General features: G+C 71.3%; 16 protein-coding genes. 8 read left to right on the top strand and 8 right to left on the bottom strand.

Going from position 1 to position 20701, the window contains the following annotated elements; genetic code table 11:
* Positions 1-71 precede the first annotated feature (71 nt).
* Positions 72-1370 carry a DUF3533 domain-containing protein gene (locus OG852_RS48115; RefSeq protein WP_330346833.1) on the top strand — a complete coding sequence of 433 codons (1299 nt, stop codon included), beginning with the start codon at positions 72-74 and terminating at the stop codon, positions 1368-1370.
* 490 nt (positions 1371-1860) lie between these two features.
* Here the strand turns inward: OG852_RS48115 and OG852_RS48120 are convergent, their stop codons facing one another.
* Positions 1861-2493: a TetR/AcrR family transcriptional regulator gene (locus OG852_RS48120; protein WP_330346832.1), complete on the bottom strand. Its 633-nt coding sequence runs from the start codon at positions 2491-2493 to the stop codon at positions 1861-1863.
* A gap of 159 nt (positions 2494-2652) precedes the next feature.
* Here OG852_RS48120 and OG852_RS48125 point away from each other — a divergent pair, with 159 nt between their 5' ends.
* The 3 genes from OG852_RS48125 (at position 2653) to OG852_RS48135 (ending at position 6607) form a co-directional block, all read left to right on the top strand.
* Positions 2653-4074 carry an aldehyde dehydrogenase family protein gene (locus OG852_RS48125; protein WP_330346831.1) on the top strand — a complete coding sequence of 474 codons (1422 nt, stop codon included), beginning with the start codon at positions 2653-2655 and terminating at the stop codon, positions 4072-4074.
* 131 nt (positions 4075-4205) lie between these two features.
* Positions 4206-5015, top strand: a complete 810-nt coding sequence (locus OG852_RS48130; protein ID WP_330346830.1) for an SDR family NAD(P)-dependent oxidoreductase — start codon at positions 4206-4208, stop codon at positions 5013-5015.
* Positions 5016-5356: 341 nt separating this feature from the next.
* On the top strand, positions 5357-6607 hold the full coding sequence (locus tag OG852_RS48135) for an aldehyde dehydrogenase family protein (protein ID WP_330346829.1): 1251 nt from the start codon (positions 5357-5359) through the stop codon (positions 6605-6607).
* A 34-nt stretch (positions 6608-6641) separates the two neighbouring features.
* Here OG852_RS48135 and OG852_RS48140 read toward each other — a convergent pair whose 3' ends face one another.
* Positions 6642-7523, bottom strand: coding sequence for a LysR family transcriptional regulator (locus OG852_RS48140; protein ID WP_133916204.1), 882 nt, complete (start codon positions 7521-7523; stop codon positions 6642-6644).
* 71 nt (positions 7524-7594) lie between these two features.
* Here OG852_RS48140 and OG852_RS48145 point away from each other — a divergent pair, with 71 nt between their 5' ends.
* The 3 genes from OG852_RS48145 to OG852_RS48155 are packed head-to-tail and all read left to right on the top strand — an operon-like array spanning position 7595 to position 10139.
* Positions 7595-8800 (top strand): thiolase family protein, encoded by a 1206-nt coding sequence (locus OG852_RS48145; protein WP_133916205.1) that lies wholly within the window; start codon positions 7595-7597, stop codon positions 8798-8800.
* Positions 8797-9492, top strand: coding sequence for a 3-oxoacid CoA-transferase subunit A (locus OG852_RS48150; RefSeq protein WP_330346828.1), 696 nt, complete (start codon positions 8797-8799; stop codon positions 9490-9492). The genes OG852_RS48145 and OG852_RS48150 overlap by 4 nt, the downstream gene beginning before the upstream one ends.
* On the top strand, positions 9489-10139 hold the full coding sequence (locus OG852_RS48155) for a 3-oxoacid CoA-transferase subunit B (RefSeq protein ID WP_133916207.1): 651 nt from the start codon (positions 9489-9491) through the stop codon (positions 10137-10139). Before OG852_RS48150 ends, OG852_RS48155 begins: the two co-directional genes overlap by 4 nt.
* Before the next feature lie 167 nt (positions 10140-10306).
* Here the strand turns inward: OG852_RS48155 and OG852_RS48160 are convergent, their stop codons facing one another.
* Together OG852_RS48160 and OG852_RS48165 are read right to left on the bottom strand one after the other, a co-directional pair.
* Positions 10307-11425: a fatty acid desaturase family protein gene (locus OG852_RS48160; RefSeq protein ID WP_133916208.1), complete on the bottom strand. Its 1119-nt coding sequence runs from the start codon at positions 11423-11425 to the stop codon at positions 10307-10309.
* Between the two features lie 7 nt (positions 11426-11432).
* On the bottom strand, positions 11433-12443 hold the full coding sequence (locus OG852_RS48165; protein ID WP_330351371.1) for a ferredoxin reductase: 1011 nt from the start codon (positions 12441-12443) through the stop codon (positions 11433-11435).
* Between the two features lie 132 nt (positions 12444-12575).
* On the opposite strand from OG852_RS48165, the gene OG852_RS48170 reads away from it, so the two are divergent.
* Complete coding sequence (locus OG852_RS48170) at positions 12576-13715, top strand: PucR family transcriptional regulator (protein WP_133916209.1); 1140 nt, start codon at positions 12576-12578, stop codon at positions 13713-13715.
* A gap of 275 nt (positions 13716-13990) precedes the next feature.
* On the opposite strand, the gene OG852_RS48175 is transcribed toward OG852_RS48170, so the two are convergent.
* From OG852_RS48175 to OG852_RS48190, 4 genes are all read right to left on the bottom strand, one after another.
* On the bottom strand, positions 13991-16051 hold the full coding sequence (locus tag OG852_RS48175) for an RICIN domain-containing protein (RefSeq protein WP_330346827.1): 2061 nt from the start codon (positions 16049-16051) through the stop codon (positions 13991-13993).
* A gap of 264 nt (positions 16052-16315) precedes the next feature.
* Positions 16316-17353 (bottom strand): LacI family DNA-binding transcriptional regulator, encoded by a 1038-nt coding sequence (locus OG852_RS48180; protein WP_330346826.1) that lies wholly within the window; start codon positions 17351-17353, stop codon positions 16316-16318.
* A 164-nt stretch (positions 17354-17517) separates the two neighbouring features.
* Entirely contained in the window at positions 17518-19005 is a 1488-nt protein-coding gene (locus tag OG852_RS48185; protein WP_330346825.1) for an aldehyde dehydrogenase family protein, read from the bottom strand.
* A 713-nt stretch (positions 19006-19718) separates the two neighbouring features.
* Complete coding sequence (locus OG852_RS48190) at positions 19719-20660, bottom strand: NADP-dependent oxidoreductase (RefSeq protein ID WP_133916213.1); 942 nt, start codon at positions 20658-20660, stop codon at positions 19719-19721.
* Positions 20661-20701: the final 41 nt, after the last annotated feature.

The following is a 20701-nucleotide window of genomic DNA, read 5'->3' on the forward strand; positions in this document are numbered from 1 at the left end:
GGCCCCGGTGTGGCGAAGGTGCCGTCCGGTCTTCTCCCGATGTAGCTGTGCCGTCCATGCCGGAGTAGGTCATGAATGCAATTCACCCCTTCCGCGTGCTGCGCGCGAAACCCCTGTGGCTCGTCGGCGGCGTCATCACCGGCGTTCTCGCGCTGCTGTTCGCCGTGCTGTACGTCGGCGCCAACATCGACCCGGCCGGCCACATGAAGAACCTGCCCGTCGGCCTGGTCAACGCCGACAGGGGAGCCGCCGTCGGCGGCAAGCAGGTCAACCTGGGGGCCCGGATCACCGACTCGGTCAGCAAGTCCACCGCGGGCGGGGACAAGATCGACTGGAAGGTGATGGACGAGCGGGAGGCCAAGGAGGAACTCGGCAAGGGCAAGCTGTACGGTGCGCTGGTCGTGCCCGCCGACTTCACGTCCTCGGTCGCCGCCCTGACCGCCACCACGACCGCCGAAACCCCGGCCAGGCCGACGCTGACCGTGCTGACCAACCAGTCCGCCGGCAGCCTGGGCTCCGGCCTGGCGCGGGCCGCGACGACGCAGGCGGCCGAGAGCGCCTCCCTCCGCATCGGCAGGGAACTGACCGCACAGACCGCCGCCCAGCGGGCGAAGCTGCCCGCCGCGGCACGTGTGCTGCTCGCCGACCCGGCCGCCGTCACGGTGACGGACGGCCATCCCCTCGACCCGCACAGCGGCCTGGGCCTGACGGCGTTCTACTACGCGCTCGCCCTGGTGGTCGTCGGCATGCTCTCCGCCAACGTCATCAGCGGCCAGGTCGACCACGCCCTCGGCTACACCCACAACGACATGGGCCCCCTGCGCCTGCACCGTCCCCTGATCCGGGCGACCCGGGTGCAGACCCTCGCCATCAGCAGCACCGTCATGGCCGTACTGTCGCTGCTGATGGGCACGCTGGTCATGGCGGGAGCGGTCGGCCTCATGGGCATGGACGCCTCTCACCTGCCCCTGCTGTGGCTGTTCTCGGTGTGCGCCGTCGCAGCGTCCGGGATCGGCGCGCTCAGCCTCCTCGCCGTGTTCGGCACGCCCGGCATGCTGGCGGCCACGCTGGTCTTCATCGGGATGGCGGTGCCGACGGCAGGCGCCACCACGCCGATCCAGGCGCTGCCCGGCTTCTACCGCTTCCTCGCGGAGTTCGAACCCCTGCGGCAGATCACCGGCGGCGTCCGCTCGATCCTCTACTACGACGCCCAGGGCGACGCGGGTCTGACCCGGGGCTGGGTCATGATGGCCGCCGGCCTCGTGGCGGCCGTGCTGTTCGGTTTCGGCGTGCTGGGGTGGTACGACCGCAAGGGACTGCACCGCATCCCGGTCGGGACGGAGCCCGAGAAGAACGCCGCCGCGGTGTAGCGCAACTGCTCCCGCATCACCCAGGACGGGGCCCTTGAGCGGAGCGGCCCCGCGTGTGCCGCCCCCGTGGGGACGAGGGGCGTGCACACCAGCACGGCTCGGCGACGGTCCTTCTCCTTTGGGGCCGTCGCCGAGCCTCTGAGCGGACGTCGGCGCCCCGGCACGACGCCGGCCGGCTCGCCACCCCTGGAACCGATCGGCCCAAGGAACCGGACTCCTGCGGAGGTCACGTCGTCGTCATGCCCCGCAGGCAGCGGCACCACGTCCCACCCTCACCGTCAGTCGAGAGTGGTGGTGGAGCCGTCCGGCGACCAGGGGGCCCCTACGCCGCCCGGGAGCTGATCGCGGGCACGCCCGGCTGACGGATCGCGCCCGCCGGCACCCGCTGCCTTCGCAGGCCGCCGACCCGGCGGGCGGGCCCGCGGCCCGTCCGACGCATCCGCCCGCCGACCCCCTCGTGATCCTCCTCCAAGAGCTGCCGTCCGGGCGGCTACTTCTCCCGCCCGCCACCGTGCTCCGCGTGTCCGACGGCGCGCAGAAGGAAGGGCAGCATGCGGTCGGCGGTCTTCGCCGCGGTGGCGGCGTCGACCTGGTTCGGCGGCAGGGGGGTGAGGAAGAACCTGCTCATCATGGGACCGACCACCAGGTCGCCGAGCAGGTCGGGGTGTTCCACCGGCGGGATCTCGCCCCGCTCCACGGCGCGTCGCGTGATCTCCTCCATACGCCGGCGCACGGGCAGCATGAAGGCGTTCGTGAGGGCCTCGGCCAGGGAGGCGCTGTGCGCGGCCTCGCCGATCAGAGTGCGCAGCACCCCTCCCTCGTTGCCGGTCAGAGCGGCTGCTTTGTCCCGGAGGAGAGCGCGCAGGTCGCCTTCGAGCGTGCCGGTGTCCGGCTGCACCGTCAGGTCCCGGGCGTACGCGGCGGCGGCGTCGACGACCAGGACCTCCTTGGACGGCCAGCGCCGGTAGAGAGTGGCGGTGGACACGCCGGCGCGGGCCGCGACGGCGGCGGTGGTGAGCCCGCTGTAGCCGCTCTCGGTCAGGACGGCCAGGGTCGCGTCCAGCAGCGCACGGTCGCGGGAGGCGTCGCGGGGGCGCCCCCGGCGTGGCTGCGCCCCGGTCATCGGGCGGCTCCCGGAGAGATCCGGCGCGACGCACGGGCGGCGGAGCGCGCCCGATGGCCGGGCCGCCGTACGGAGTGTTCGGTGCGGGTGGGGTAGGTCACACGGCCAGCATACAAGCAAACGAAACGAAATGACTTCGTTTCGTATATGGTTCTGGGTATGAGCCCCAACGCACCCACCGGCGGTCAGCCGGACATCGCTGCCGAGGCGACCCCCGCGGCGCGGACCGTCGCGCGACTGCGTGCCACGTTCACCACCGGCCGCACCAGGCCCGTCGCCTGGCGCAAGCAGCAGCTGCGGGCGCTGAGGCGTCTGCTCACGGAGCATGAGGACGTGTTCGCGCAGGCGCTGCAGAGCGACCTCGGCAAGAGCGCGACCGAGTCGCACATGATGGAGATCGGCTTCCTCGTCAATGAGATCGACCACACGCTGCGTCATCTCGACCGGTGGCTGCGTCCGGGCAGGGTCTCCGTGCCGCTGTCGCTGATGCCGTCCCGGGCCTGGACCGTGCGTGAGCCGCTGGGTGTCGTGCTGGTCATCAGCCCCTGGAACTACCCGGTCAATCTGGCGCTGGCACCGGTCATCGGTGCGCTGGCCGCCGGCAACAGCGTCGTCCTCAAGCCCAGCGAGGTCGCCCCCGCGACCTCGGCCGTGCTCGCCCACTGGCTGCCGCGGGTCCTGGACCCGCAGGCCGTGGCCGTCGTCGAGGGCGGCGTGGAGGAGACGACCGACCTGCTTCAGCAGCGCTTCGACCACATCTTCTACACCGGCAACGGCACGGTCGGACGTATCGTCATGACCGCCGCGGCCCGCCATCTCACCCCGGTCACCCTGGAGCTGGGCGGCAAGAGCCCCGCCGTCGTCGAACCGGGCGCCGACCTCGCCACGGCCGCCCGGCGTATCGCCTGGGGCAAGTTCATGAACGCGGGCCAGACCTGCGTGGCACCCGACTACGTCCTGGCGATAGGCGAGGCGGGAGCGGAGATAGAGGGGCACCTGGTCGAGGCGGTCCGCGAGATGTACGGCACCGATCCGGCCCGCAGCGGCGACTACGGCCGCATCGTCAACGAGCGCCACTTCGACCGGCTGGCCGGCCTGCTGACCGACGGCCGGACCGTCGTGGGCGGCGACCACGACCGCGACGCCCGCTACATCGCGCCGACCGTGCTGGCCGACGTCGACCCCGACTCCGCGGTGATGCGCGAGGAGATCTTCGGTCCCATCCTGCCCATCGTCGCCGTCCCCGACCTGGACGCCGCGATCGCCTTCATCACCGCACGGGACAAGCCGCTGGCTCTCTACGCCTTCACCGCGTCCAAGCGCTCCAAGCGGCGCCTGACCGCGGAGACCTCCTCCGGCGGCCTGGCCTTCGGCGTTCCGACCGCCCACCTCGGCGTGCCGGGACTGCCCTTCGGAGGGGTCGGGGAGAGCGGCATGGGCCGCTACCACGGCTCGTACTCCCTGGACACCTTCAGTCACATCAAGTCCGTCCTCGACAAGCCGCTCAAGGCGGACACGCTGCGCGTGACCTATCCGCCCTACACCCGCGGCAAGGACCGCATCCTGCGACGCATCACGTGAGCCGCACCGACCACCGCCCAGAGGGGCCCTGGGGCTCGTCCCGGGGCGGATGACGGTCGCGACCGACCGTCGCAAGGATGGAAAGGAGAAGGGGAAGAGGCACCCGCAGGGGTACCGCCTCCCCGGCCGTCATGACCAAGATCGACTACCGTACCCAGACCACACTGATCACCGGGGCGAGCGCGGGCCTGGGCGCGGAGTTCGCCCGCCGGTTCGCCGAGCGCGGCTCGGACCTCGTGCTGGTCGCCCGCCGCGCGGACCGGCTTCAGGCCCTGGCCGACGAGCTGTCCGCGAAGCACAAGGTCACCGTCACGGTGGTGCCGTTCGACCTCACCGTGCCGGCCGCGGGCCAGGCGCTGGCCGAGGAGGTGGCCCGGCGCGGGATCACCGTCACCAGCCTCGTCAACAACGCCGGCTTCGGCACCCACAGCCCGTTCCGCCGGGAGGACCCGGACCGCGTCCAGCAGGAGATCGGCCTGAACGTGTCCAGCCTGGTCGGCGTCACCAGGGCGTTCATCGACCAGCTGACCGGTGTCCTGGTCAACGTCGCCAGCTCCCTCGGGTACCAGCCGTGGCCGAACGCCGCCGTCTACGGGGCGACCAAGGCCTTCGTGCTGAGCTTCACCGAGGCGCTGTGGCAGGAATCGCGAGGGACCGGGCTGCGCGTGCTCGCTCTCTCCCCGGGCCCGACCCGCACCGAGTTCTTCGACGCGGCCGGCTCCGACGACATGGCCCGCGGTGTCCGGCTGCAGACCCCGCGCCAGGTGGTCACCACCGCACTGCGCACGCTGGACCGGCGCAACCCGCCGCCCAGCGTCGTCTCCGGCACGTTCAACTGGGTGATGACCTTGACCTCGCGCTTCACCACCCGCCGAGCCAACGTTCTGGCCTTCGGCGCGATGACCCAGTGGCAGATGCGCCCGAGCCGGCCCGGCCACTGACACTCTTCGGACCACCGGCACCTCACAGGGACGATGCCCCCACCGACGCCCTCAGGGCGGCGCCGGACATCATCCACCGCCCCTCCCGGCACGCCGGGCTGGTGACCGGGAAGGCCGACTGCTCTTCGCGCGAGCGCCGGCCCGCGGGAACACGGTGCCCGCCCACCCCCTTGCCCACGGCCCGCCGTGCCCGCCACCGCGGCGTCGTACGTCTTGCATGAGGAAACCGAGCGGTTTACAGTGGGCGCGCGCAGGATTGTTGAACAATCCTCCTGTCGCCTGTCTGTCACGTACTGCGCTGGGACTGTGAAGGGACCGATGTGAGCAGGAACGAGAGAAGCGTGCCCCGCTCCGTCCAGGAGGCGGTTCACGCCTGCGCGGTCCGGGCGACGCGGGGCTCGGCGGCCCTGGCCCGGGCGTCGGACGGGGAGATCGACACCGCACTGCGGGCCATGGCGGCGCGGCTGCACACGGCACGCGACGTGCTGACGGCGGCGAACCAGGACGACCTGCGGTCGGCCGCCTCGAGCGGGATGTCGGCGGCACTGCAGGACCGCCTGCGGCTGACCGGCCCGCGGCTCGAGGACATGGCCGCGGCACTGCGCACACTGGCGGACGTGCCGCACGAGCCGCGGGACAGCGTCCTCGAGGAGCGTGGCGACGGCCTGGTCCTGCTGGAGCGCCGCCGCCCGGTGGGGGTCATCGGCGCGAACTTCGAGGCGCGCCCGAACGTGACACTCGACGTCGCCTCCCAGTTCCTCAAGTCCCGCAACGGCGGCGTGCTGCGCACCGGTTCGGCGGCCCTGCGCTCCTCCCAGGCCTTGGTCACCCACGTGATCACGCCCGCCCTCACCGATGCGGGACTGAACCCGGACGCCATCCAGCTGGTGCCGAGCGAGGACCGGGCGGCGGCGTACGCGCTGGTGTCGCTGCCCGAGACCGTCCCCCTGGTCATCCTGCGCGGCAGCGGCGACAGCACCCGCGAACTCGGCCGGGAGGCCGCCCGGCACGGTGTGCGCACGCTGGCCCACGCGGACGGCGGCGGAGTGCTCTACGTGGCCGCGGACGCCGACGAGAAGCTGGTGCACGAGCTGGTCACCAGCAGCCTGGACCGGCTGGGCGTCTGCAACCGGCTCAATCTGCTCCTCCTCGACCGGGCCGCCCACGACAAGCTGCTGCCGGGGATTGTGAAGACCCTCGAAGACCTGGGCATCACGGCATCGCTGCCGCCGCACGCCCACGCGCGCGGTTACGAGTGGTCCCTGGACCCCGATCATGCGGCAACGGTGACGATCGACGAGGCGGACGGCCCGGTCCACGCCGCACGGATCGCCAACGAGGAGACCTCCGGGCTGGCCGCCGCCATCGCCACCCACGACCCGGACACCGCAGCCCGGTTCATGGACGCCTACGGCGGCTCAGGCGTCTTCTGGAACTCCACCACCCGCCTCCTCGACGGCTTCAAGCTCCTGCGCCTGCCGGAAACCGGCATCAACATCGACCGCGTCCCCGGCCCCCGCGGCCCCGTCACCTACCGCGACCTGTACCTGCGCCAGTACGTCGTGCGACCCGCGGCGTCCCCGCACGGGTGAGCCGAGGGCGTCCCCTTCGGCGGGGGCGGACGTCTCACCATGCCGCCCCGATGATCCCCACGGTCCGCACCAAGTGGGGTTCGCGGCGGTCGGCCCGGTGGGCGACGGCCAACTCCACACGTGCGTCGGCCCCGGTCAGCGGAAGGTACGTGACCCCGTCGAGCGCCAGCGCTGTCACGGGTTCGGGCACGACGGCGACGCCCAGGCCGCCGGCCACCAGCGTGATCAGTGTGGAGGTCTCGCCGACCTCGTGGCGGATGTGCGGCTCGATGCCGGCGCCGCGCAGCAGGCTGAGCACGACGTCGTACATCACGGACCGGCGGTCGGCGGAGTGCACGATCAGGTCGGCGCCGGCCAGGTCGCCGACGCGCAGCCGTTTACGGCGGGCGAGGGCGTGGTCGGCCGGCAGGGCGACGACGAGCCGGTCCCGGCGCAGGGTGTGCACGGTGAGCGACGGATCGGCCGCCACGGGGCGGAGCAGCGCGACGTCGATCGCCCCGGTGCGCAGCGCCTCGGCCTGATCGGGCGCGAGCATTTCGCCGCGGAAGGAGAAGTCGACGCCGGGCAGTTCTTCGGTGAGCCGGCGTGAGAGCGCGGGCAGGAGGCTGTACGTCGCCGATCCCACGCAGCCGATCGTGAGATGACCGACGAAGCCGGCGGCGACGAGCCGTGCGTGATGGGCGGCCGCATCGACGTCGGCAAGAATCGCCCGCGCCCTGTCGAGGTAGGCCCGGCCGGCCACGGTGAGGTCGACACGGCGAGTGGTGCGGTGCAGCAGCTCGACGCCGAGCTCGGCCTCGAGTTGCCGGATCTGCTGAGAGAGCGGTGGCTGGGCCATGTGCAGCCGCTCGGCGGCGCGGCCGAAGTGACGCTCCTCCGCCACCGCCACGAAGTACCGGAGATGCCGCAGATCCATATCTCACCCATATCAATTGATCCATATATACGTACTTCAGAATATCGCCGCACCGGCCTAACTTCGGTGCCATGAGTGCTTTCGTCTACTCCGCGACCCGGACGCCGTTCGGCCGCCTCAACGGCGCGCTGGCCGGCGTGCGCCCCGACGACCTCGCCGCCGCCGCGATCACCTCGACGCTTGCCGCAGTGCCGGATCTCGACCCCGCCGCGGTCGACGACGTGGTGTGGGGCAACGCCAACGGCGCCGGTGAGGACAACCGCAACGTCGGCCGCATGGCCGCGCTCCTGGCCGGCCTCCCGGTGAACGTCCCCGGCACCACGGTCAACCGCCTGTGCGGCTCCGGCCTCGACGCGGCGATGACGGCCAGCCGCACCATCGAGTCCGGCGACGCCGAGGTGGTGCTCACCGGCGGCGTGGAGTCGATGACGCGTGCGCCGTGGGTGCTGCCCAAGTCGGCGAAGCCCTTCCCGGCCGGTGACGTCACCGCCGTGTCGACCACGCTCGGCTGGCGGCTGGTCAACCCGCGGATGCCCAAGGAGTGGACGGTCAGCCTCGGCGAGGCCAACGAGCAACTCCACGAACGCTTCGGGATCTCCCGAGAGCGACAGGACGCGTTCGCCGCCCGCTCCCACCAACTCGCCCACGCCGCCTGGGAGTCGGGCTTCTACGACGGGCTGGTGGTGCCCGTCGACGGCGTCGACCTGACCTGTGACGAGGGCATCCGCGCCGGATCCACACCCGAGGTGCTCGCGGGCCTCAAGCCGGTCTTCCGCACACCGGAGCAGGGCGGCACCATCACCGCGGGCAACGCCAGCCCCCTCAACGACGGCGCCTCCGCCGTGCTGCTGGGCAGCGAGAAGGCCGCGGCCACGATCGGAACCGACCCGATCGCCCGCATCGCCGGGCGCGGTGTGATGGCACTGGAGCCGCAGGCCTTCGGCTATGCCCCGGTCGAGGCCGCCAACCGTGCGTTGGCCCGGGCGGGGATCGGCTGGGAGCAGGTGGGGGCGGTCGAACTCAACGAGGCCTTCGCCGTGCAGTCGCTCGCCTGCCTGGACGCCTGGAAGATCGACCCCGCCCTCGTGAACCAGAAGGGCGGCGCCATCGCGATCGGCCACCCGCTGGGCGCCTCGGGCGGCCGCATCCTCGCCACGCTGGCCAAGGTGCTGCGCGAGACGCGGCAGCGCTACGGCGTCGCCGCGATCTGCATCGGCGTCGGCCAGGGACTGGCCGTCGTACTGGAGAACTGCGACGCCACGGGGGCGGCCCGGTGAGCCGGGCGGAGATCGTCCAGAGCGCCGACGCGGCGGTCGCCGGCATCGAGGACGGGGCGACCGTCCTCGTCGGAGGCTTCGGCCTGGCGGGGATGCCGTTCGACCTGATCGACGCGCTCATCCGGCAGGGCGCGAAGGACCTGACGATCGTGTCGAACAACGCCGGCAACGGGGACGTCGGACTGGCCGCACTGCTGGCCGCCGGCCGGGTCCGCAAGGTGCTGTGCTCCTTCCCGCGCCAAGCCGACTCCTGGGTCTTCGACGACCTCTACCGCGCGGGGAAGATCGAACTGGAGGTGGTGCCGCAGGGCAACCTCGCCGAACGGATGCGCGCGGCCGGGGCCGGCATCGGCGCGTTCTACTGCCCGACCGCCGTCGGCACACCGCTCGCCGAGGGCAAGGAGGTCCGCGAGATCGACGGCCGGACGTATCTGCTGGAGTACCCCATCAGGGGCGACTACGCGCTGATCGGCGCGCATGCCGCGGACACGCTGGGCAACCTCGTCTACCGCAAGACGGCCCGCAATTTCGGACCGGTCATGGCCACGGCCGCGGCGACGACCATCGTCCAGGTCGACCGGATCGTCCAGCCCGGAACGCTCGATCCCGAGGCGGTCGTCACCCCCTCCATCTACGTCGACCGAATCGTCCAGGTGACGACCCGTCACTACACCGTGCAGGGGGCACGATGACCACCCCGTCCACCGGCCACCGTCTCTCGACGGACGAACTGGCCGCCGTCATCGCACGCGACATCCCGGCCGGCTCCTTCGTCAACCTCGGCATCGGGCAGCCCACAAAGATCGCCGACCATCTGCCGGCCGGCTCCGGCGTGGTCCTGCACACCGAGAACGGCATGCTCCACATGGGCCCGCAGGCCCACGGCGACGCGATCGACCCCGACCTCACCAACGCCGGCAAGGTCCCGGTGACCGAACTGCCGGGCGCCGCCTACTTCCACCACGCCGACTCCTTCGCCATGATGCGCGGCGGCCACCTCGACGTCTGCGTCCTCGGCGCCTACCAGGTCGCCTTCAACGGCGACCTCGCCAACTGGCACACCGGAAAGCCCGACGACATCCCCGCCGTCGGCGGCGCCATGGACCTCGCCATCGGCGCCAAGGACGTCTACGTGATGATGACCCTCTTCACCCGCTCCGGCCAACCCAAGCTCGTACCGCACTGCACCTACCCGCTCACCGGCCTCGGCTGCGTCAGCCGCGTCTACACGGATCACGGCGTCTTCGACGTCGGCCCCGAGGGCATCCGGATCCGCGAGACGTACGGCAGCAGCGCCGACGAACTCGCCGAGCGCCTCGGCATCACACTGCCCGCATAGGGCTTGGCCGTCGGATCTCCTTCGGGCAGCGCAGCCGGACAACCCCGCTGCCCGGATCCCGTGCCGTACGGCCTGATGCCGCCACCCGCCCGCCGTCCGCGACGGATCTCACCGAACCCGGCGGTGCCGCCGGCAGGACCCGAAGGGATCTGGACCAAGGCCGGGAATCAGGCCGCGACGAGCTCCTGCTCGCGGTCCGGCGTCCTGGCCGTGGGCTTCTTGTTCGGCAGCGAGAGCCGGAAGACCTTGCGCCACGCGGAGAACACCTGCTTGGGCAGCGGCCCGGTGACGTACTCCAGCTCGTACTTCTCGAACAGCGCGCGCACCTTCACCGCGACCTCGGCGTACCGGTTGCTCGGCAGGTCCGGGAACAGATGGTGCTCGATCTGGTGCGACAGGTTCCCGGTCATGAAGTGCATGGCCCTGCTGCCGCTGATGTTCGCCGAGCCCATCATCTGGCGCAGGTACCACTGGCCGCGCGTCTCGCCCTTGATCGACCGGCGCTCGAAGACCTGCACGCCCTCGGGGAAGTGCCCGCACATGATCACCGAGTGGGACCAGAGGTTGCGGACCAGGTTCGCGGTGAACGTGGCGGCGAGCGTGGTCAGGAACGACGGGCCCGACAGCAGCGGGTGGATCACGTAGTCCTTGAGCACCTGCTTGCGGATCTTGCGGCCCACGGCCCTGGCCCGCGCGCGGAACTCCGGGTCCTTGCGGCGGCGCTTGCTCAGGTTCCTGCCGAGCTCCAGGTCGTACGCCGCGATGCCGTACTCGAAGAAGCAGGCGTTGAGGAAGTTCCACAGCGGCTGGCCGAGGTGGAACGGGTGCCACCGCTGGTCCTCGTCGACGCGCATGATGCCGTAGCCGAGGTCGTTGTCCTTGCCGATCACGTTCGTGTACGTGTGGTGCAGCTCGTTGTGCGAGTGCTTCCACTGCTCGGACGGCGAGACGTGATCCCACTCCCAGGTGGTGGAGTGGATCTTCGGGTCCCGCATCCAGTCCCACTGGCCGTGCAGGACGTTGTGGCCGATCTCCATGTTGTCCATGATCTTCGCCACGGACAGACCGGCGGTGCCCAGCAGCCACGCGGGCGGGAAGAACGAGAACAGCAGCACGCCCCTGCTGACCAGCTCGAGCTTGCGCTGCGCCGAGATGACCTTGCGGATGTAGGCGGCGTCCTTCTCGCCGCGGCCGGCGATCACCTCGTCGCGGATCGCGTCCAGCTCGCGGCCGAGCTCCTCGATCTGCTCCGCGGTCAGGTGGGCGGTGGGGTCGATGGCGGTCAAGGTGCTCCTACCGTTCGATGTCGCAGTCGCCCGCCGCGGCGGACACACAGGTCTGGATGAGGACGCCCGGCTCGGCCTCGGTGATCTCCCCGGTGCGCAGGTCGCGGACGGCGCCCGCCCTGAGCGGCGAGACGCAGCCGAAGCAGATCCCCATGCGGCACCCGGAGGGCATGAGCACGCCGGCCTCCTCGCCGACGTCCAGCAGCGGCGTCGCGCCGTCCGCGTCGACCCTCTTGCCGGTGGCGCTGAACGTGACCTCGCCGCCGTCGCCGGCGACGACGATGCCGGGGCGGAAGCGTTCGGTGTGCAGGCGCCCTTCGACGCCGTGCGCGCTCCAGTGCCTCTCGGCGGCGTCGAGCAGGCCCGCGGGCCCGCAGGCCCAGGTCTCGCGCTCGGCCCAGTCGGGCACGAGTTCGCCGAGACGGGCGATGTCGAGCATGCCGTCCGTGTCGGTGTGCACCTCGGTGAGCCGCACCTTCCCGTCCGCGGCCATGCCGCGCAGTTCGCTGCGGAAGATCACGTCCTGCGGCCGGGGCGCGCAGTGGACCACGACGACGTCGTCCAACTCGGTGTCGCGCAGCATGCCCATCACGGGCGTGATGCCGCTGCCGGCCGTCAGGTAGAGCACCTTGGCGGGCCTGGCCCGCGGCAGCACGAAGTCACCGGCCGGCTGGTCGAGCTGGATCAGCGTGCCCGGTCTCGCCCTGCGGACCAGGTGGTTGCTGACCCTGCCGCCCGGGATCGCCTTCACGGTGATCGTGACGCGGCCGTCGGGACGGTCGGCCGGCGAGGTGATCGAGTAGGCACGCCACAGGCGCACCCCCTCGACGTCGACCCCGACCCGCACGTACTGACCGGCCGTGTGGCCGCGCCAGCCCCGCCCCGGCCTGATCACGACGGTCGCGGCGTCACCCGTCTCGGGGTGCACGGCCTCGATGCGCCCCCGCAGGTCGGCGCCCGCACGCAACGGGCTGACCAGGTCGAGGTAGTCCGACGGCAGCAGCGGCGTCGTGACCATCTCCAGCAGTTTCCACGCCCCGCTGCGGAGGGCTGCACTCGTCATGCCTCCAGCTTGCTGCGCCCCAGGGCGTAAAGTCCTGACCGCAGGACGTAAATCTGGTGGGTGGAATTGTTCGCAGGGAACAAAAACGTGAGCCATGCAATCCGGAGGGCCAGCGAACTGGCCCTGGACGAGACGACGGTCACCGCGCTTCGGTCCGCGCTGAAGACCACCGCCGACGAGGTCGTCCAGGCGATCATCGACGAGGTCCCTCCCTACGCAGGCGCCCTCTCGGGCAGCATGGGCGGCACCATCCGCCGGGCCGTGCGCACCGCCCTGGGGCATTACCTGGACCTCGCGAGCGGGAACGCCACAGGCGGCGACGCCGGCGACGCGGCCTACGAGCTGGGCCGGGGCGAGGTGCGCGACGGCCGTTCGATGGACGCCCTGCTCAGCGCCTACCGCGTCGGCGCCCGCGTGGCCTGGCGATGCCTGGCGGCGGGTGCCGTCCCCGCGGGTCTGCCCGCCGCCGAGGTCGCCAAGTTCGCCGAGCTGACCTTCGCCTACATCGACGAGCTCTCCGCCGCGAGCGCCGCGGGCCACGCCGACGAACTGGCCGCCCGGGGCAGGGCCCACGAGCGCCACCTCGAACACCTGGCCCGCGACCTCCTCGCCGGCGCGGGCCCGGACGTCCTGCTGGCCTCCGCCCAACGGGCCGGGTGGCAGCCCCCGGTTTCGCTGACCGCGGTCCTGCTGCCCGCCGCCCAGGCCCGGCCCGCCTACCGCGCGCTCGACCCGGGCACCCTCGTCCTCGACGATCTGCCGGACACCGTCGGCGTGCTGCTCGTCCCCGATGCCGACCGATCACATCTGTTGCGGCAGCTGACCGACCGCACCGCCGTGGTCGGCCCGGCCCGGCCATGGACGCGCGCGTCCGCCTCCTACGCGCGAGCCCTCCGCGCGCGCTCCCTCTCCTGCGATATCCGCGACACCGAGGACCACCTGCCCGAGCTGGTGCTGAGCGCCGACGTGGACGCGTTCGCAGACCTGCGTGCCCGGGCCCTCGCACCGTTGCGGACCTTGCCCGTCGCGACCGCGCGGCGGCTGGAGGAGACGCTGCGGGAGTGGCTGCTGCACCAGGGCAGACGGGACGAGGTGGCGGCGGCGCTGTACGTCCATCCCCAGACCGTCCGGTACCGGATGTCGCAGCTGCGGGAACTGTTTCCGGACCTCGCATCGCCACACCGGGTCCTCGAACTGACGCTGGCGGTCGGTCTGCGGGCCGGCTGACGCGTACGCCGGCCGTCCGCGAACCCGTCCGGCCGTCCGCGAACCCGTCCGGCCGTCCGCGAAGGGTCCAGCAACTCGTGCCCGGTTTCCCGGTGCCGTCAGCCGGCGCATGCGGCCCGGGCAAGAGCGGTATGAGCCGACTGCGGCGCCACAGCCCCGGCGACGAGCCGCCGTTGAAGACGGACAGAGCCTGCCGGTCCGGCACTCGGGGCCGCCCCCCGAGGCCGGAGGGCGGGCGTGGGTGCACGCCCGCCCTCCGCGTCATCCGCAGCCGTTCAGTTGATGCGGACGATCTTCCAGAACTGGTCGTCGATGTTCAGGTCGTTCCACTGCACGACCGCCGCGCCGTTGCTGGTGGAGGACTGGGCGACGCCTGCGTTGAAGCCGCTGCCCACGTTCTTGAGTTCGTAGTAGCCGTTGCCCGCGTCGGCAAGGGTCCACTTCTGCGAGTTCGCGGTGGACGGCGTGTTCTGGACGACGGCGGCTCCGGCGGTGGTGGAGCCGTTACGGATGTCCAGATTCAGGTTGCTGTTGACGTTCCTGATGGTCCAGGCTCCGCTGCCGGCGGACTGGAAGGTGAACAGCTGGCAGGAACAGGCCGAGTTCTGCCACTGCTGCGCCGCCGTGTTGGCGGCGGTCGAGCCCTGCGGGATGTCCAGGTACTTGCCGCTGTTCTTGTTGACGAGGACGTACTGCCCGGTGCCCAGCGGCGGCAGGGCGGTCTGGGTGACGTTCCAGCGCTGGCAGGCGCAGCTGGTGGCGCTCCACTGGCCGGCGACGGTGCCGGTGGTGGAGGAGGCGTTCGGGATCTCCAGGTACTTGCCGGTGACACGGTTGGTGAGGCTGTAGCCGCCGGCCGGGTTCGGGGCGACGGCCCATTCGTGGTCGAGGGTGCCGTTGTCGTCCCACTGGAGGATCTTGGCTCCGTCGGCGGTGGACTGGCTCTCCACGCCGAGGACCTTGCCGCTGGCGACGTTGAGGATCTTGAAGTAGCCGGAGCTCTGCTGCACGAAGCGCCACTGCTGGTCGGTGGCGCTGTCGGGGTTCTGCTGGGTGGCGTTGGTGCCGTTGGCTGTGGAGCCGCCCGCGATGCTCAGCATGAGGTTGCTGCCCGCGTTCGACACGGTGTAGGTGGCACCGTCCGAGATGCCGCCGCCCAGGTCGATGGTGCTGTAGGTGACGGGGTTGGAGAGGTTGCTGCCGCCGTTGCCGCCGCTGAGCACGAGCAGGCTGTGGCCGTCGGACAGCGCCACCATGCCGCGGCTGTAGCCGCCTGCCACGGTGGAGCTGATGCGCGTCCAGGTGTCCGCGGCGCCGTTCTGGGTGTTGAGGAACAGGTCGCTGGTGCTGTAGGCGCTGACGACCAGCGTGCCGTTCGGACCGCCGGTGGGTAGCCATGTGATGTACGGGGTGCTGGTGGGCACCGTGCCGTCCGTCGACCGCAGGGGAATGCCCGTGACGGAGTTGAACGCCTCCGGGTCGGCGGAGATCTTGTAGTAGACGGCGAAGTTGCCCGAGGGGGAGCCGCCGTACTCGTACGTCATCACGTAGTTGCCGTTGGGCAGCTTCGCGACGGTCGGCATACCCGGGCGCTGGCTGTAGGTGGGCATCGCCACGTCGTCCACGACCGGACCCCAGGTGTGGAGGTCCGTGGTGACCTGGTGCACGACCTTCTGGCCGTGGTCGGGGTCGCGCTGGTCGGAGTAGTAGACGATCAGCTTGCCGTTGGCGTAGAGGAAGAACGGCTCCCATACAGGGGTGTTGCCGTTGCCGTTCGTGTCGAACGCCGGGCCGCCGGTGGCGATGTTGCTGACGAAGGTCCAGGTCTGTCCGCGGTCGGTGCTGGCGTAGACATCGATCTTGATGGCCGAGCGGTCGGAGGGGACCGAGGCGCCGGCGGCCAGGACGGTGCCGGCCGGGAAGCCGCCCACCGCAGTGGGCAGTTCGAACAGTTCGGGCTCCCAGCGCATGCCCCAGCCGTTCTGGGTGTCGGCGACCTCGGAGATCTTCGACCAGGAGTTGCCGTTGTCCGTGCTGCGGTAGATCGGGAAGACCGGTGTGCCCGAGGTGTACTGCTCGAACGTCGCGAGGAGGGTGCCGTTGGCGGAGCCGTTGTGCTGCAGACGCATCGCCCGCGGGTAGAGCGACCCGGGCGAAGGCGCACCCGACGGCGGGGTGTACATCGTCTGCGAAGGACGGGCCAGGGCGTCCGCCCGGCCGACGGGCAGGACCATGGTCATCGCCGCGACGAGCAGGACGAAGGCCACGGACCAGAGGGAGAGGGGACGGGAACGCGGAGCGGCGCCGGGTCTGGCGCCTGTCTGCGCAGGGGACATTGCGGCTCCCAGGGAAAGGGGAAGGGAAAGGGGAAGGGAAAGGGAAAGGGGAAGGGAAAGGGAAAGGTGTGTTTCGGTGTCCGCCGGCCCGGAACGGCTCGGAGTGACGCGGCGGAGTTCATGGGGCGCGTCACCCGGGGGACAACCGGGCGGGCGCTGCCGGGCGCGGCCGCGAGCGTGGGGGCGTGGCGACAAGCGCGCCGGCAGAGGTGGAGTGCCCCGGCGTGTGGGTGCGCCACAGCAGTGGCACGGGGGCGGAGTGGGTCAGAGAGAGGGCGGAGGAGCAGTGGAACCGCGGACGATCAGTTCGACGGGTGGGTCGTTCGCCGGCGGCAGTTCGGTATCGGGCTTCTCCATTGCGTGGAGGAGAAGCCGGATTCCCTCGCTCGACGCCGCCTCGAAGGGCTGACGGGCGGTGGTCAGGGGCGGGGAGACGTAGGCGAAGACGGGGTTGCCGTCGAAACCGACGACACTGACGTCCTCCGGCACACGACGACCGCTTTCCCGCAGGCCGTGGATCAGTCCGATGGCCATCTCGTCACCCGCGGCGAACACCGCGGTCACCGAGCGGTCCGAGGCCAGCCCGAGGCCCGCGGCATACCCGGAGGCCGCCGACCAGTCACCGTTCAGCACGGGCGGTTCATGCGCGCCCCGGGCCGCCAGCGCCGCCCTCCATCCCTCGATGCGGTCCTTGGTGGCGTACCACCGGCGCGGACCGGCGAGCTGATGGACGGTCGCGTGTCCGAGGTCCAGCAGGTGTTCGGTGGCCGCGCGGGCCAGCTCATGGGCACCCACGCCGACGGTCAGCGTCCGGGCGGCGGTGAAGGCGGGGGGCGCTCCGACGAAGAGGACCGGCACATCGACGCCGAGCGGGACCTCACCCTCGACGACGGGTACGGAGACGACGATGCCGTCCACGCCCTGCTCCAGGAGTGACTCCACCGCGCCGGCGATGCTGTGCGGGTCTCCGTCCGGGGTGTTGACCACACGCAGGGCGTAACCGGCGTCCCGTACGGCCTGTTCGATGCCCACCAGCAGGGAGGCGGTTCCGTACCCGGCTGTCGCCAGAGCGACCACACCGATGGACCGGGTACGGCCGGATGCAAGTGCCCTGGCCGCGTGGTTCAGCCGGTAGCCGAGTTCCTCGGCGGCCGCCAGGACCCGTCGGCGGGACTCGTCGGAGACGTACGGCTCGTTGTTGAGGACCCGGGAGACCGTCTTGCGTGAGACACCGGCCAGCCTGGCCACGTCCTCACTGCGTGGCGCGGAGGAGGCGACACCGCGCTCCACTCCAGTTGTCATGAAGTCTCCTCATGGCCGAGCGTTCGCCATCGAACGAGGTCAAATGAATGACCGCGCGGTCTGACCGCGCGGTCATTGTGCACGCATACGCCGAGCGCACGTCAAGAGTTCACCCCACATCACTTGCCCCCCGACGCGAGTGATCGGCCGCAGCTTGCATGACGCTAGAGCGTCACGACCGGCTCGCCGTCGAGGAAGATCGCGTGCGTGTTGTAGAACGCGTCGAGGCCCTCGGGGCCCAGTTCGCGCCCGTAGCCCGACTGCTTGACGCCGCCGAACGGCACCCCGAGATCGATGGTGATGCCGTTGTTGATCGAGACCGTACCGCTGTGGATCTTGCGGGCGACCTCGAGCGCGTGCTGCTCGTCGCTGCTGAAGACGGCGGCGTTGAGCCCGAACTCGGTGTCGTTGGCCAGCCGGATCGCCTCGTCCTCGTCCTCGTCGCGGTAGGTGAGCACCGCGGTCACCGGGCCGAAGATCTCCTCCTGTGCGACCCGGGAGCCGGGCCTCACGTCGGTGATGATGGTCGGTGAGACGTAGTAGCCCTTGTCGAACCCGGGCGCGCGGCCACCGCCGACGGCGAAGGCCGCGCCTTCCTGCCGGGCCGTCTCGAAGAAGCCGAGCACCTTCTCGTAGTGGGCCTTGTTGATCATGGGGCCGACCGTCGTGTCCGGGTCGGTCGGATCCCCGACCTTGACACCCGCGAACGACGCGGCCAGGGCTCCGACGATCTCGTCCTTGCGGCTCTCCGGAACGATCAGCCGGCTCGGGTTCGTGCACACCGCGCCGTTGTTGTTGCAGACGTTGATCGTGAGCGTGTAGACGATCCGGTCGAGATCCGCGTCCGGCAGGATCACCGCCGGGGACTTGCCGCCGAGTTCGAGCGTGACCTGCTTGAGCGTGGGCGCCGCGGCCGCGGCGATCGCGCGCCCGACGCCCGTCGATCCGGTGAACGTCACCTTGTCCACGCCCGGGTGGCTGACGAGTTCCTGGCTCTGCCCGGGACCGGCGGTGAGGACGTTGATCACACCGGCCGGCAGGCCGACCGCGAGTGCGGCGTCCGCGACGTAGCCGGCGCTCAGCGGCGAGAAGTCGGACGGCTTCATGATGACCGTGCAGCCGGCCAGGAGCGCCGGCGGAAGCTTGAACGCGGCGAGACCGAGCGGCGCGTTCCACGGCACGATCGCGGCCACGACACCGACGGGCCGCTTCTCGATGCGCGCGGTGGCGCCCGTCAGGCCGGTGCGGACCTCGTGGAGTTCTCTCGAGTCGGCGAGGCTCGCGTAGTAGCGCAGCAGGCCGGCGAAGGCCAGCGGGTTGCCGCGGGCGGCACCGAGGACCAGCCCGGTCTCGGCCGTCACCACCTCGGTGATGGCGTCCGCGTGCCGCTCGATCTCGTCGGCGAGCGCGAGCATGTAGTCGGCCCGCTCCTTCACGGACAGCCGGGGCCAGGGCCCCTCGTCGAACGCGGCCCGCGCGGCCCGCACCGCGGCGTCCACGTCGGCACTCGACGCCAGCGCGACCCTGCCGAACTCCTCTTCCGTCGCCGGGTTGACCAGCGACTGCGAGCGGCCCTCCGAGCTCGGACGCCACTCGTTGCCGATGAACAGGTCCCGCTCGATCACGGGGGCTGACTGATCCTGAAGTGCCATGGAGAACTCCTCTTCCGCTCCGCGCGTCCCGTGCGGAAGGCGCGGAGTCTGACGCTCGTCCACCGGTGAGCCGCGAGGAAGGTCCGCTCCTACCTGGGTCCAGCAGGGCCAGGCATGGCTGCCGACGGCGGCGTACCGTCGACGGGGTGGAGACGAGGAGGCCGCCCTGCTCGCCGTGGTCGGCCCGGACTGCCGCCAACGCCTGGAGCAGGGGCGTACCGCGCAGGTCTTTGACCAGGTGCTCGCTGCCGTCGCACAGGCGCTCGTCCTCTCGGAGAGGGAGACCGAGCCCCTTCGCGGCCTGGCCCGCTCACGTCAACGCGCTCACACCATGGCAGTCCGAACGGGTTGCCGGGCGCCCCACGGCCCTACCTGGAGGGGCTCGCCTCCTGGGAGCCGTGGCGGAGGAAGCGCGAGGCGATCACGGCCTGCTATAGGGCACAGCCCTATTGGGGCTGCCCCATCGACTCGGTGGTCGATGAGCTCGCCGGGAGCCGCGAGAACGTCGTTGAGGGTCACGTCGGCGCGGACCGCGACCGCGGAAGGACTCAGCCTGGCGGCCGCGAGATCACCCGCAGACTTCCGGCGGACGACAAGGCGGACGGTGGCACCCTCGGCGACGGAAGCTCGGCGGCTGCGAGCCCCAGGCCGGTGGAGCCCCCGTGCCGATCACCGTGCGCCCCTCGAATCGCCGCATCGCGACCAGACTCCTGTCACGCGTGGTCGGGGACCAAGACGATCCGGCCGCGGAGCCCGCCCGCGGCAAGGGCGTGGTGGGCATCGGCGATCTGCTCCAGCGGACAGGTCTTCGCCACCCGCAGGCTGATCAGACCGGCGCCCGCGTAGGCCGCCAGCTTGGCCAGGCGCCCGGCGTCGGTGTGCCACGCCATATTGATCATCCGCACTTCGCGGCGTGCCATGGGCGCGGAGTTGAGCAGCGACACGAACGCACCGCCGTGCCGTACGGCGTCCGCCGCCCCGGCGGCCAGGTTGGCCGCGTCGACCGCGCCGTCCACACCGCCCGGTACCAGTCGGCGCACCGTGGGCACCAGGTCGTCCTCGCGCGAGACGAAAAGCTGCGCACCGGCCCCCAGGACGAGCTTCTCGTCGGCCGGTCCGGCCTGGGCGATCACGTTCAGCCCCCGCAGCCGAGCGAGTTCGACCGTGAAGAGCCCCACCCCGCCGGCGGCGCCCGACACCAGCAGCCACTGCCCCGGTTCCAGAGCCAGCGCGTCCAGCGCCTGGTCGGCGGTGGTCGCGTTCAGCCCGGCCGTGGCCAGGTGCACCAGGTCGACTCCATCCGGCGCCGGGGCGAGTTCCCACTCCTCCAGTACGACGTACTCGGCCTGAGTGCCCAGCGGCCGGTCCAGCCGCTCCTGCGTGCCGAGCACAGGGTCGCCGACGGCGAATCGGGTGACCCCCTCGCCGAGCGCGGCGACCGTGCCGGCCACATCCGTGCCGAGGCCGAACTGCGGGCGCGCCGCGGTGGCGCCGTACTGAACGTTGAGCCCCGTGCGCACCATGACATCGGCGAAGTTGACCGTGGCGGCGGCCACCTTGACCAGTACCTCTCCGGGCCCCGGCTCGGGCGTCGCCACCTCGACGACCTCGATCGCCCCGGGGCCGCCGAACTCCCTGACTACTGCTGCACGCATCTGTCCTGTCTCCCTCTCCGCGCGTCCCGTGCGGAAGGCGC

Source organism: Streptomyces sp. NBC_00582 (genome assembly GCF_036345155.1).
Taxonomy (GTDB): Bacteria; Actinomycetota; Actinomycetes; order Streptomycetales; family Streptomycetaceae; genus Streptomyces.

Excerpts from the sequence above, each read along its gene's own strand:
- OG852_RS48125 (WP_330346831.1), top strand. The coding sequence starts at position 2,653 with ATGAGCCCCAACGCACCCACCGGCGGTCAGCCGGACATCGCTGCCGAG.
- OG852_RS48185 (WP_330346825.1), bottom strand. The coding sequence starts at position 19,005 with ATGGCACTTCAGGATCAGTCAGCCCCCGTGATCGAGCGGGACCTGTTC.
- OG852_RS48120 (WP_330346832.1), bottom strand. The coding sequence starts at position 2,493 with ATGACCGGGGCGCAGCCACGCCGGGGGCGCCCCCGCGACGCCTCCCGC.
- OG852_RS48165 (WP_330351371.1), bottom strand. The coding sequence starts at position 12,443 with ATGGTCACGACGCCGCTGCTGCCGTCGGACTACCTCGACCTGGTCAGC.
- OG852_RS48115 (WP_330346833.1), top strand. The coding sequence starts at position 72 with ATGAATGCAATTCACCCCTTCCGCGTGCTGCGCGCGAAACCCCTGTGG.
- OG852_RS48140 (WP_133916204.1), bottom strand. The coding sequence starts at position 7,523 with ATGGATCTGCGGCATCTCCGGTACTTCGTGGCGGTGGCGGAGGAGCGT.
- OG852_RS48155 (WP_133916207.1), top strand. The coding sequence starts at position 9,489 with ATGACCACCCCGTCCACCGGCCACCGTCTCTCGACGGACGAACTGGCC.
- OG852_RS48130 (WP_330346830.1), top strand. The coding sequence starts at position 4,206 with ATGACCAAGATCGACTACCGTACCCAGACCACACTGATCACCGGGGCG.
- OG852_RS48145 (WP_133916205.1), top strand. The coding sequence starts at position 7,595 with ATGAGTGCTTTCGTCTACTCCGCGACCCGGACGCCGTTCGGCCGCCTC.
- OG852_RS48175 (WP_330346827.1), bottom strand. The coding sequence starts at position 16,051 with ATGTCCCCTGCGCAGACAGGCGCCAGACCCGGCGCCGCTCCGCGTTCC.
- OG852_RS48180 (WP_330346826.1), bottom strand. The coding sequence starts at position 17,353 with ATGACAACTGGAGTGGAGCGCGGTGTCGCCTCCTCCGCGCCACGCAGT.
- OG852_RS48190 (WP_133916213.1), bottom strand. The coding sequence starts at position 20,660 with ATGCGTGCAGCAGTAGTCAGGGAGTTCGGCGGCCCCGGGGCGATCGAG.